Here is a 13,174-nt window from a genome sequence, read left to right on the forward strand (position 1 = left end):
TAATTAAAATTTATGCTATACTTTCTGGTATGAAAAAAATACATTTTGAGCAATCACTTGGGCATCTATTCCATATAATCATCCTAGAAATGCGTAGTCAATTGGAAAAAGAGTTGAAAGCATTTGGGGTTACCAATCATCAATTTGGTACACTGTTACTAATCTCTAAACTTGGTTCTTTAACACAAAGACAGATATCAGAAGCGACGGTTGGAGATGAAGGACTTACAAGCAGACTCATTGGAAGACTAATAAATAAAAAAGTGGTTAAAAAACAAAAAAACCCTGATGATAGGCGTCAGCAATTAGTTTCTTTGACTATTAAAGGAGAAGAATTACTACAACAAATAATTCCATTAGCAATCAAAGGAAATCAAAAGGTTGAGGAACTAATTGATGATAATGAATATAGAACACTTTTGAAAATATTAAATAAAATCAAGGCTGGAATTAGATAATTTTATTGAGCTTTTAACCCCTTTTAACAAACATTTGTCTAAACTTCTATTACTAAAATAAAAGGCTTTTTCATGGTTGTTACTCGTTTTGCTCCTTCTCCTACTGGTTATCTTCATATTGGTGGTTTACGAACTGCTCTATTCTCTTACCTTTGGGCTAAGAAAAATGGCGGAGAGTTCGTACTTCGCATCGAAGATACAGACAAAGCAAGAAACTCACAAGAAGCTACAGATGCAATACTCAAAGCTTTTGAGTGGTTAGGTCTAAAACATGATGGCGAGATAACTTACCAGTCACAAAGAGATGAGATATATACAAAATACATCAAACAACTTTTAGATGAGGGAAAAGCATACAAATGTTACATGTCAAAGGAGGAACTCACAGAACTTCGTGAAACTCAAATGGCTGCAAAAGAGCGTACAAAATACAATGGAAAGTATCGTGATTTTGATGGTACCCCACCAGAGGGTGTAGAGCCTGTTATCCGCATAAAAGCTCCTTTGACTGGTGAAATTTTAGTCAAAGATGGTGTAAAAGGAAATGTATCTTTTCAAGCCGAAGATATACTAGATGATTTTGTTATCGCTCGTTCAGATGGCGCACCTACTTATAACTTTGTAGTAGCTATTGATGACTATTTGATGGGCATAAATGAAGTTATCCGTGGAGATGACCATCTTTCAAATACTCCTAAACAAATAGTAGTTTATGAAGCACTCGGGTTTCCTCTTCCTAAGTTTTATCATGTGCCTATGATTCACAATTCAAAAGGAAAAAAACTCAGCAAACGCGATGGGGCTACTGATGTTATGGCTTATAAAGAAATGGGCTACACTCCAGAAGCTCTTTTAAACTTTTTAGTCCGTCTTGGTTGGAGTCATGGTGACCAAGAGATATTTAGTATGGAGGAGATGCAAGACCTTTTTAATCCAAAAGATATAAATAAATCAGCATCTATCTACAATACCGAAAAACTTGACTGGTTAAACTCTCACTATATAAAAAATACTCCAAACACGCAACTAGCAGAACTTCTTCTTAATTATGATTTAGTTCTAACTTCTCATGATAAAAAGGAGATACTACTAGATGCATTAAAAGAAAGAGCAAAAACACTTAAAGAGCTAGCAATTTTAACAAATGAAATATTGATAACACCAACTTCTTATGATGAAAAAGCTATTAAAAAAGCATTTAAAGGGGAAGCTACCTCTATTCTAAATGCCTTTGGAACTAAGCTAACAACTTGTGAGAATTGTCATCTTCCGAGTGATTATCATCATATAATGGAGAGTGTTGTTAGTGAACTAGAGATAGGCTTTGGAAAGATTGGACAACCTCTTCGCGTGGCACTACTTGGTAAAATGGGTGGTCCAGGGCTTGATGATGTTATGGCTATTCTTGGTAAAGATGAAACTATGTTAAGAATTGCAAATATAATTACAAAACTAAACTAAAAGCGCTCAGTTCTTTCCTTTCTTTTTAGCTTTATAAAGGATTGTATCCTCTTCTTTAACTTGAGCTAATGAGAAGTATAGAAGTTGGTTTTTGAACAATCCAAGACTGACTAGTTCAAATATCCTTATAGATACTGAACTTGATTCCTACCACTGTTCTTTGCTTTATAAAGTGCTTTGTCAACTCTCTGTATAAGCTCATTTTTATTTTCATTTTTATGATAAATTGTTACACCTACACTCACTGTTTTTCGTTTTACAACAGGAAAGTCATGCCTCTCAATAGTCTCTTTTATCTTATTTGCAAGATTTATAATATCTTCTTTATCTGCATCTTCTATGATAATAAGAAACTCTTCTCCACCCCATCTACCTACTATATCCGTTTCTCTAAATACATCTGTAAGAACTTTAGCAAACTCAAATAAAATCTTATCTCCAACTTGGTGTCCATGTTCGTCATTTACTAATTTAAAATAATCAATGTCCAGCATAATCACACCGAAAATACTTTCATTGCGTTTTGAGCGTTTAATTTGATAATCTATAGAGTCATCTATTTTTAAACGATTGTATAAACCAGTTAAATAGTCCTTAGTTGCTACATCTTCAAGTTGTTTATTTTTTTCTTGAATCTCCTGTGTTCTTTCTTTTACCTTTTGTTCAAGTTCTTTATTCTTAGTTATATCTTTAACTGTCCAAAGAACACCTTTTGCTAAGTCGGCAGAAGTTTGTTCATCTAAAGCTGTACCAGACAGTTCACACCATACAGTTGAACCATCTTTCTTCTTTTGTTGGTACTCTATATTCAAGTTCGTTCGATGCACCAAAGTTTTAAAATAAGTTTTACCAAACTCTAAAAATTTACTTTGGGATAAGTGAAGTTCTCTTGTGCTAATACCAATCATTTCTTCAGGATTTTCATAACCAAATATATTTGCTAGATGCTGATTGGCTTTTAGTATGATTCTATCCTGGCTTATATACATTAACCCAACTAAGGCGTTGTCAAAAAGCTGAGCTGATTCAAATTCACTTAGTCTTAGTTTTTTATTTGACTCTCTTATCGCCTTATTCTGATTTTCTTTCTCAATAGCAAGTGAGACTAAATGAGCATAAGAGCTAATAAGTTTTAATTCAAAATCACTTGGGGCTTTTACTTTACTGCTGTACATAGCGAAGCTTCCAAGGATTTCATCTCGTGAAGAAAATATAGGTTCAGACCAGCAAGCGTGTAGATTTGCTTTTTTAGTTAACTCTAAATATCCTTGCCAATTTTCATGCGTATTAATATTCTCAACTATAACTCTTTCTTTTTTATAGACTGCACTACCACATGAACCTATCTTCTCACCAATTTCTACACCATTTATGGCTTCATTATAAAAATCAGGTAAACTTGGAGAAGCTCCGCTAAAGAGATTTCTTTTACTTTCATTTAACAAAAGGATAGAACACTTGGTATCTTTGTTTCTATCTTCTGCTAGGTTTACTATTTTATCGAGGATTTGAGATATGTCGTTATGCTTAGCAATATACTCTAGGAGTAGCTTATTATCTTCATAGATTAACTGATATTCTTTTTCTGCAGTAATATTTCTTTCAATACAAAAAAGTCCAATCTTATCTCCTAAATCATTATATAAAACTTGTTTTGTAGTGTAAAAATATGTAATTGTTCCATCTTTATTAATGAAAGTCTCTTCATAAGCTTTAGTTTTTCTTGTTGCTAATATCTCATAATCATCTTTTTGAATCTTATTGGCATTTTCAGTTGAATATATCTCAAAGGCTGTCTTGCCAATAATTTCTTCTCTTGTTTTACCGACAAAACTTAAATGGGCTTCATTGCAATGAGTATATACCCCATCCATATTCTTAAAAAACGCTAAATCTGTTATCAATTCAATGAAAGCATCTATATTATTAAAAATGTTCATAGGTAAATGATAGCATATATTATTTAATCTTATATTTTGAAAGAGCTTTAATTTATGAGAATGATTTTCATTTTATATATAGATATAAGTTTTAAAGAAGTAAAATAAATTATGGAATATATAATAGAATTTTTTACAGCACTTTATGATTTAAGTAACGCAATGGCAATCTATATTCTTTTAGGTCTAGTCTTTGCAGGTATCTTGCATGAGATAGTGCCTGATTCTATAGTCACTAAGCATCTAGGTAAAGAGAGCATACTCTCGGTCATTAAAGCTACTGTATTTGGGATACCTCTGCCTGTTTGTTCTTGCGGTGTTATCCCTATAGCAAGTAGCATTAAAAAAAGTGGTGCTAGCAAGGGTGCAACTTTATCTTTTTTAATCTCTACTCCCATAACAGGTGTAGATTCTATCCTTGCTACTTATGGTATATTTGGTTGGATATTTACTATATATCGTATTTTTACTTCTATGGTTATTGCCATGGTTGCAGGAATATTAACAAATTATTTAGATAAAGAAGTTGTAGCAGAAGAAAAACATCAGAGTTATCGTAGCTGTTGTTGTTCTACACCCTCTAGTGCATCTAAAGAAAAGCAAAAAAAATTCTCACTCATGGGTGCCATAAAATATGCCTTTGTAACACTTCTTTGCGGCATCTCAAAAGCACTACTTTTTGGTCTTCTTGTTGGAGCATTAATTACCATAGCAATTCCAGAAAATTTAAGTGATATATTGGTTGAATATTATTGGCTTTCATATCTCATAGCTATCTCTATCGCTGTACCGATGTATGTTTGTGCCACAGCATCTCTGCCAATAGCTGCCGCTTTAATGTTAAATGGTGTTAGCCCTGGAGCCGCTTTTGTATTTTTAAGTGCTGGTCCAGCGACAAACACCGTAACTATTGGTGTTGTTAAAAAAATGCTTGGTACAACTTCTTTATATATTTATCTTGGATCTATTATTCTAGGAAGTGTTCTTTTTGGCTTAGGGCTTGATTTTATCTTCGATTCAAACTCTATTGACACTAAATCTCTGATTCACATGAGTGAAGAAGTAGCTTTCTTTGAAATACTTAGCAGTATTGTTTTATGGAGTTTTATGATATATTTTACTCTTAAATCATATTTTAAAAAGTCTTAGATGCAAAAACAAGAAATTACACTTAGAACTATATACAATCTCATCTTAGAAAAAAAACCTGCTCTTATTTATGGGCAAATTATCACTCTTTTAGCTATCTTAGTGAGTGTCCCTATCCCTTTGATGTTACCAGTGATGGTAGATGAAATCCTCTTAGACAAACCAGCTCACTTTGTAGATAGTATAAACTTTGTTTTAAGTGAAACAACAGCATTTTACTACATAGCCATTGTAACTGTTGTGGTTATATTACTAAGGTTTATCTACTACTTTCTTGGTGTGATTATCACAAAAGTTTTTACTAAAATTTCTAAACATGTAACCTTTATGATAAGAGAGCGTCTTTTAAATCATCTAAAAGTAGCATCTATGAATGAGTATGAAACTCTTGGTTCAGGTGCCATAACTGCCAATCTTGTAACAGATGTAAATACACTTGACAACTTCATCATAACAAGTGTTAGCAAGTTTGTATCCTCTGTTTTAACACTTGTTGCTGTTGGGATAGTTATGATAATAATCGACCCAATACTTGGCATTTTGATTCTTATCATTCAACCACTCATTATGCTTCTTAGTAAAAACATGGCATCTGTGGTGGGGAACCTAAAAAAAGATGAAAATGAGGCTATTGAAAAATTTCAAGACAACATAGGAGAGACTCTAGACCTTTATGGACAGATAAAAGCATCTAACAAAGAAGACTCTTTCTTTAAAGATGCCATCTCTCATGCTAAAAAAGTTCAAATAACCTCGAATGAGTACGGATACAAAAGTGTCGCTTATGAAAAACTATCATATACAATCTTTTTAACTATGTTTGAAGTCATTCGTGCTTCTGGACTTATTTTAGTGGTGTATAGTGACCTTAGCATCGGTATGATGTTTGCGATGTTTGGATACATTTGGTTTATTATGACTCCTGTTCAAGATATTTTAACCATGCAGTACAGTTACGCATCTGCAATGAGTGCCCTAAAGAGGATAAATAAAATTCTCACTCTAAAAACAGAATCAAGTGGAACAAAAAACATAGATGCCAAGAGTTTAAATATCTATTTGAACAATCTAAATTTTTCATATTCAAACGATAAACCAATATTAAAAGATATATCTATAAATATAAATGCTGGTTGTAAAATAGCTCTAATAGGTGCAAGTGGAAGTGGAAAGACTACTTTGGCACAAGTTATTTCAGGTTTTTATGAAAAAAATAGTGGTACCTTAAAATATAATGATATCAATACAGAAGATTTAGACAAACGCTCATTAAGAAAAGAGATATTTTTAGTTCTTCAGATGCCCATACTTTTTAACTCCTCTCTTAGATTTAACATCACTATGGGAGATGAAAGTATTGATGATAAGAAAATATATAAAGCTCTTCAAACTGCTCAACTAACCGACATGATAGAAGATATGCCAAAAAAACTTGACACCATTGTAGGTCGTCATGGTATCAGACTATCAGGAGGACAAAGACAAAGACTTAGCATCGCAAGAATGATTATTGCAAATCCAAGTGTAGTTATTTTTGATGAATCTACTTCTGCTCTTGATGTTCACACAGAAGCAAAACTTCACTCCAGTATTGCTCCACTTTTAAAAGATAAAACAGTTATAACAATCGCTCACAGACTAAGCACCGTTAAAAATGCTGATATTATTTATGTACTAGAAGGCGGAAAAATTGTCCAAAGAGGAACTCACGAAGAGTTAGAAGATGAAGAAGGACATTATATGGAGTTTGTGAAAAAACAGTTAGTTTAACCAAGACAACTCAAAACGACTTCCCTTTTCCAACTCTGAAGTAACATTTATATTGATTTGGAACTCATCACATATCTCTTTAACTATACTAAGTCCGACACCAAAACCACCAGCTAAGTTTGAACTTCTGTTATAAAGCTCAAAAATCTCATCAAGTTTTTCTTGTTCTATTCCGACACCTTCATCTTCGATTCTAAAAAACCCTTCTTTTAAAACTATATTGATGTTTGTATCTGGCATAGAATATTTTATGGCATTTGAGATTAGGTTTGAGAAAAGCAGTTCTACTTTTGTGTTTACGATAGTTAAACTAGATTTATTTAAGTCGGTTTGTATATTTATATTTTTAGCGTGAGTTAACTCTGAATAATATTCTATACTTCGCTCCAAAACGGGAAGAAGGTTGAGCAATTCTGATTCTTGTTTTGCCTCACTAAAGTTAAGATATGCAAGAGATTGGTAGATGCTATAAAGCTGTTTTGTAGAGATAGATATATTTCTAAGTATCTTTTCATCATAAACCCCTTTTTGTATCGCTCTTTTTGAACTCATTCCTAGGGCTGTTATGGGTGTGTTTAACTCGTGTGAAATATCTTGCACAAAATCTTCTATCTCTTTTACCTTTTGATGAATTGGACGCATAAAAAGCCTAGATAATATCAAAGATATAAAACCAATAGTTATGAAAATAACAAACATTGCAAGTAATACATTTATAAGCAAAGCATCTAGACTTTTATGAAATTCATCTGTTTTACTCACTACATACTCTATGCCTAGATGCTCTTGTGGTGCAGAAGACACAAAAACTTTATAACCATCTTTTTCAAAATAACTTTTCTCATAAACTTTATTTTGACTAGATTTAATTAAAGTATATTCATAGTTATCTTGCATTTTTGGAAGACTTAGAGCAGTAGATGTCATGTGAGCATTTATCACAAGACTTGAAATATTATCGGCTAAATGTTGAAGCTTATAATAAGTCATATTTTCTAATGCATTTTTTTGTGCTGAGTAGTACCAAAAACCAGAAAGTAAAACAAAAAGTAAAGACGAGCCAAGATAAAGAGCTAAAAAAGAGTAAAATGATTTTTTTTCTAAGCTATTCAAACCTATAACCCTCCCCTCTTATATTTAAAATATGTTCTTTTCCTACATACTTTCTAAGCTCTTTTATAAGTGTGCGAACAGCATCTCCTGATGGCATTTCATCATATTCCCAAAGGTTTTGCAACATCTCTTCAACACTTACAACGCGATGACGATTTTTATATAAGTAGTGCAAACAAGCACTTTCTTTAGAACTTAGATGATGTACAGCCTCTTTAGTATTTAATATGTGAGTTTGGGTATCAAACTCCAAGTCTAATGCGATTTTCACTAAAAAACTAAGTCCAAAATGTCTTTTTATATTTTCTATGCGTTGAGCTAACTCTTCTAAATCAAAAGGTTTTTTTATAAAGTCATTTGCACCTGATTCAAAGGCTGATTTTAAATACTTTGTATCATGAAAGGCTGTTATGAAAATTGTTGGTGTTTCATCATTAAAACTTCTTAAATTCTTTAACAATGAAATGCCATCGCCATCTGGAACATTTATATCAAAAATATACAAGTCAAATGTGTGTTTTTCACTTAAACTCAAAGCCTTTTTCATGCTGTAAGTATGAACAACTTCATACTCTTCTTGCAAAAAATCAACCAATATATCTGCTAAAACTGTGTCATCTTCTAGTAGTAAAATTTTCATACTGCATTATATCAAATCATAAAAAACCTGACCACTTAGAAATGTATTATACATAGTATAGATTTAAGCTACCACTCCACTTTGTGAATATATCTGATACGAGAATATTATAACTGTTATAATAACAACTCTCTCATATGCTATACTTTCATCTATATAAAACAAGGCTATATCGTGCAAAATACATCAGGTAAAACACAAAAATTTATCTTAAAACTTTTTCCAGAGATTATGATTAAAGGTTCCTCTGCTAAACGCCAGATGGTCGGTCAACTCTATAATAATTTACTAAATATTTTAGAGAGAATTACACCAAACATAAAAGTAAGAAAGTTCTCTGACAAGATAGAAGTAGTTTCTCCTGTTGAAGTTTTACCAGAAGTAAGACGAAGACTTTTAGACACATCAGGAATAGAGCAAATACTTGAAGCCATACAGTTTGATGATATGGATACACTTGATAAGATAAAAGTAAAAGTTGGAGAACTTGTTATAGACTCTCTTGAAGGAAAAACCTTTGTAGTGAGAGCAAAACGCAGTGGAAAACATGAGTTTAGTTCAGTTGAGATGGAGCAAACTGTTGGTGGTTATCTGCTCGCTCATTCAAGTGCCAAAGCCGTAGATCTTAAAAATGCAGAGATTACGGTTCGTATGGAACTCATACAAAACCAACTCAACCTCATCACTACAAAATACAAAGGTCTTAGTGGTTTTCCAATCGGTACACAAGGAGATATTTTATCTTTAATGTCGGGTGGATTTGACTCTACTGTGGCATCTTACCTTACTATGAAACGCGGTATAAAAACTCACTTTGTATTTTTTAACCTTGGCGGAAATGCTCATGAAATAGGCGTAAAACAAGTCGCACTTTATCTATGGTCTAAGTTTGGCTCATCTCATAAAGTGAAATTTATTTCTGTACCTTTTGATGATGTTTTAGAAGAGATATTTCGCTCAACACCACCTTCATATATGGGAGTTACTCTTAAGCGCTTAATGCTCAAAGCATCTGGGAACATTGCAGAGTCTATGGAGATAGATGCTCTTTTAACGGGAGAGAGTGTTGCTCAAGTTTCTAGTCAAACTCTGCGTAACCTTGCCATAATAGACAAAGCAAGTGATATGCTAATCCTTCGCCCTCTTTCAACTATGAACAAACCAGAGATTATGTCTATAGCAAACGACATAGGAACTAGACACTTCGCTGAAGCAATGCCTGAGTATTGTGGTGTTATTTCTCAAAACCCTATCACTCATGGCTCTTTTAAACGAATGGAAAAAGTTGCCAAACAGTTTAACTACGATGTTTTAGATAAGGCAGTCCAAGATGCTAAAAGCATCTATGTTCATGATGTTGTAGATGATGTAGCTAACTTAAAAGCAGTAGAAGTTATTCAAGACTTAAAAGAAAAAAAATATACAGTTATAGATATTCGCGCAGAAGATGAAACGATAGAGACAAGTTGTGAAACTATCAACATACCTTTTCATAGACTAAAATCAGAATTTTCAAAATTACCACAAGATAAAGAGTATCTACTGTATTGTGAAAAAGGTATTATGAGTCAGCTTCATGCTCAGTACTTAAGAGATGAGTACAAGTGTGAAAATGTAAGAGTTTACAGACCAAAGAATTAAAAAATAGTTCAGTAAGAATTAGCTATCATATAGTAATTAATTTCGTTAAATAGGATTTATTTATATATGAAAACTAAATCAACTCAAACAGCTCAACAAAGAACAGATCAAGTAAAGTCATTTCAAGCCGAATTAGAAATACTGCAAGATACAGATGTTGTTGCACTTACTAATGAACAAAATGAAAAGATAAAAAGACACCACCAAAACCTTTTATCTAGCTACTCTTTAGAGTTTGACATAGATACAAGTAAAAATGAAAAACAGCTTAGTCTTGGCATGAAAATAGTTTCATTTTTAGCGGCTCTTGGATTGGCTTTTAGTATATTTTTTCTATTTTTACAGTTTTGGGGAAGTTTTAGCGAAAGTACACAAGTTTTCATTCTTATTTTTACTCCAACTATTTTACTTTTTGCTACCTACTACCTATCAAAGCAACATAACAAAGACTACTATACAAAGATTTCAGCCCTACTTACTTTTACTACATTTGTTTTAAATCTATCTATGCTTGGTCAAATATTTAACATCACACCATCACCAAATGCTTTTTTTGTATGGTCACTATTTGCTTTTTTACTAGCTTATGCTTTAAATGCTAGACTACTTTTAGGAGTAGGAATCATATTCTTTTCATTTTTCTTATCAGCAAAAGTTGGAGTTTGGGGCGGAGCTTATTGGATTAACTTCTCAAATCATCCTGAAAACTTTTTTCCAGTTGCTTTGATTTTATTTTTACTCTCTTTTATAAATCATTCCAAACACACAAATTTTGATGTAGTATATAGATATTTTTCTATGTTTTTATTTTTCCTACCTGTTTTAATCCTCTCAAACTACTCCTCCATAAGTTATATAAATATGGACAAAGATTTCTTAGAAGGATTTTACCAACTTGTAGGATTTGGCTTTAGTGCTTTTGCCATCTTCATTGGTATAAAAAAAGGTTTATCAGAAGTTACAAATATGGGAAATATCTTTTTTGTTATTTTTCTTTATACAAAATTTTACAACTGGTGGTGGGATTGGATGCCAAAATATGTCTTCTTTTTAATCATAGGCGTAAGTGCTGTTTTCATACTTATGATACTTAAAAAATTTAGAAATGAGTTGCTAAAAAATACACAGGAAAAAATATCATGAAAATATTAAAACCTTCTTTTAAGCTTTTTGCAGCAGCTTTTGCATTATTGATTTTGACTAACATTGTTGTACTTCTTGGCATCTACCTTAACAGATCTGGCGACACAACATCTGAGGCGATACTAACGCAAAGAGAGCTTGAAGTACCATATTATATGGACAAAGAGAACAATAGCATATCTCTTAAAATTGTATATAGAAATATAAATAAAGTAAACAATTCATATTATAATAATTATAATGATTGGCTAGACCTTATTAAACTAAAAGAGTTAGGCTTCGATACAGATAAATATTTGACTTCTAAAAAGAATGCAAACAAACCAACTAAAGAAGTCTTTGTAGTTCTAGAATATAATGGCGAATCATATAAAAATTCTTTAAAATTAGCAGAAGAAACATTCGCAAAAAAAGAAGCTTTATACAATGCTGATAAGAGCAAGCAAAGAGCTTATAAAAGTGCCAAAAATGGCCTTACTCGTGAACAAACATCAGCATCTAGACTTTTTGCGATAGATGCAGGTTTAGACTATGATGTATTAAGACAAAAGTACACCAACAAAGCCAATTTCATTATAGTTAAAGGACTTGTAAAAATCTATATCGAGTATAAAAAGAAAATAATATATGGCTATATTCAACAACTTCACATACAAAATATTCATCTGCCTTATGAATTTAAGCATCTTTTAAAAAATGTAGAACCAATAGACAAATATAATGAGGAACAAAATACCTATCCAAGCTACAAAGTAGGAGTAAAATATGGAAGTAGCTTTGAACCGTGGATTACTTCTTTGAAATATATTAATTAGGATTTATCTGTATCTTGAATATCTAAAAAATGTTGGTATGAAAAAAGCTTACTTTGATAGATACTCTCAAATCAGTATTGCTAAAAAAACTTGGAGTAACTTCTGCTTTAGTTGCTTTCAACATTAAAAATTTGAAATTTGTCACCTGACCCTAAGGATAAAAAGAAATATGAATATTTATGACTCAGTAATTTTAGGTATTATCGAAGGGTTTACGGAGTTTTTACCCATTTCTTCTACAGGGCACTTAATTGTTGCTAGTGAATTTTTAGGGATAGAACAAACTTCAGTAACAAAAGCCTTTTCGGTAATCATACAATTTGCTGCAATTTTAGCTGTTTTTTTTAATTATAAAGATAAATTTACTATTGGTAAAATCTCATTATGGACAAAAGTTTTTATTGCTTTTATTCCTATTGGGGCAGTTGGTTTTGTATTTTCTTCACAAATAAAAGCACTATTTAGTATTAATATTGTTGCTGTAATGTTTATAGTAGGAGGCATTGTTTTTTTAATAGTTGAGAAATTCTTCATAAAAGAGCATAGCTCTAAAACTATAACTGATGTAGAAAAGATAAGTACAAAACAAGCTATGATAATTGGTGTAGCACAAGTATTTGCTCTTATACCTGGAACAAGTAGAGCTGGTTCTACTATCATCGGAGCTTTACTTCTTAACATAAGTAGAAAAGCAAGTGCAGAGTTTAGTTTTTTACTTGCTTTTCCTGTCATGAGTGCTGTAACAGCCTATGACATATTAAAACATTATCATGAGTTTAATGATGCAAATATTATTACTTTAGTGGTTGGTTTTGTGGTTTCATTTTTAGTTGCTCTCATAACTATAAAACTATTTTTAAAATTTTTAGAAAAATTCACCTTTGTTGCTTTTGGAATATATCGCATATTTTTTGGAATTTTATTACTAATTGTTTTTAATTAAAATGGAATAGTATTTGCTATTTCTCCTTTAATATTATTGTTAAAGGAGATATTATGCAAACTATTAGCAGATATAATGCCCATTTACATACTTTTTTACAA

Annotated in this window: 11 protein-coding genes; 8 read left to right on the plus strand and 3 right to left on the minus strand. The window is 31.8% G+C overall.

Translation table 11 applies throughout. The features are described 5' to 3' along the window. The first annotated feature begins 29 nt into the window (after nucleotides 1–29). A complete protein-coding gene (locus MOV42_RS12840) occupies nucleotides 30–458 on the plus strand; it encodes a MarR family winged helix-turn-helix transcriptional regulator (RefSeq protein ID WP_324171573.1) in 429 nt (142 codons plus the stop codon). 72 nt (nucleotides 459–530) lie between these two features. After that, a complete protein-coding gene (gltX, locus tag MOV42_RS12845) occupies nucleotides 531–1,919 on the plus strand; it encodes a glutamate--tRNA ligase (RefSeq protein ID WP_324171574.1) in 1,389 nt (462 codons plus the stop codon). A 125-nt stretch (nucleotides 1,920–2,044) separates the two neighbouring features. Here gltX and MOV42_RS12850 read toward each other — a convergent pair whose 3' ends face one another. Then, on the minus strand, nucleotides 2,045–3,859 hold the full coding sequence (locus tag MOV42_RS12850) for a diguanylate cyclase (protein WP_324171575.1): 1,815 nt from the start codon (nucleotides 3,857–3,859) through the stop codon (nucleotides 2,045–2,047). Between the two features lie 111 nt (nucleotides 3,860–3,970). Here MOV42_RS12850 and MOV42_RS12855 point away from each other — a divergent pair, with 111 nt between their 5' ends. Both MOV42_RS12855 and MOV42_RS12860 read left to right on the plus strand, forming a co-directional pair. Further along, the gene (locus tag MOV42_RS12855) at nucleotides 3,971–5,008 is read left to right on the plus strand and encodes an SO_0444 family Cu/Zn efflux transporter (RefSeq protein ID WP_324171576.1); all 1,038 of its coding nucleotides are present in this window, start codon (nucleotides 3,971–3,973) and stop codon (nucleotides 5,006–5,008) included. Continuing rightward, nucleotides 5,009–6,778 carry an ABC transporter ATP-binding protein gene (locus MOV42_RS12860; protein WP_324171577.1) on the plus strand — a complete coding sequence of 590 codons (1,770 nt, stop codon included), beginning with the start codon at nucleotides 5,009–5,011 and terminating at the stop codon, nucleotides 6,776–6,778. Here MOV42_RS12860 and MOV42_RS12865 read toward each other — a convergent pair. Next, complete coding sequence (locus tag MOV42_RS12865; protein WP_324171578.1) at nucleotides 6,770–7,891, minus strand: HAMP domain-containing sensor histidine kinase; 1,122 nt, start codon at nucleotides 7,889–7,891, stop codon at nucleotides 6,770–6,772. The two genes, MOV42_RS12860 and MOV42_RS12865, sit on opposite strands and share 9 nt — an antisense overlap. After that, the gene (locus MOV42_RS12870; protein WP_324171579.1) at nucleotides 7,884–8,531 is read right to left on the minus strand and encodes a response regulator transcription factor; all 648 of its coding nucleotides are present in this window, start codon (nucleotides 8,529–8,531) and stop codon (nucleotides 7,884–7,886) included. Before MOV42_RS12870 ends, MOV42_RS12865 begins: the two co-directional genes overlap by 8 nt. Nucleotides 8,532–8,705: 174 nt before the next feature. Between MOV42_RS12870 and thiI the strand changes: the two genes are divergently transcribed. The 4 genes from thiI to MOV42_RS12890 all read left to right on the plus strand — a co-directional run bounded on the left by thiI (nucleotide 8,706) and on the right by MOV42_RS12890 (nucleotide 13,073). Continuing rightward, nucleotides 8,706–10,172 carry a tRNA uracil 4-sulfurtransferase ThiI gene (gene thiI / locus MOV42_RS12875; protein WP_324171580.1) on the plus strand — a complete coding sequence of 489 codons (1,467 nt, stop codon included), beginning with the start codon at nucleotides 8,706–8,708 and terminating at the stop codon, nucleotides 10,170–10,172. A gap of 66 nt (nucleotides 10,173–10,238) precedes the next feature. Further along, nucleotides 10,239–11,315 (plus strand): DUF2157 domain-containing protein, encoded by a 1,077-nt coding sequence (locus tag MOV42_RS12880; RefSeq protein ID WP_324171581.1) that lies wholly within the window; start codon nucleotides 10,239–10,241, stop codon nucleotides 11,313–11,315. Further along, complete coding sequence (locus MOV42_RS12885; RefSeq protein ID WP_324171582.1) at nucleotides 11,312–12,130, plus strand: DUF4824 family protein; 819 nt, start codon at nucleotides 11,312–11,314, stop codon at nucleotides 12,128–12,130. The genes MOV42_RS12880 and MOV42_RS12885 overlap by 4 nt, the downstream gene beginning before the upstream one ends. Nucleotides 12,131–12,299: 169 nt before the next feature. Next, the gene (locus MOV42_RS12890; RefSeq protein ID WP_324171583.1) at nucleotides 12,300–13,073 is read left to right on the plus strand and encodes an undecaprenyl-diphosphate phosphatase; all 774 of its coding nucleotides are present in this window, start codon (nucleotides 12,300–12,302) and stop codon (nucleotides 13,071–13,073) included. Nucleotides 13,074–13,174 lie beyond the last annotated feature (101 nt).

Source organism: Sulfurimonas sp., assembly GCF_029027405.1.
In the GTDB taxonomy this organism is placed as follows: domain Bacteria; phylum Campylobacterota; class Campylobacteria; order Campylobacterales; family Sulfurimonadaceae; genus Sulfurimonas.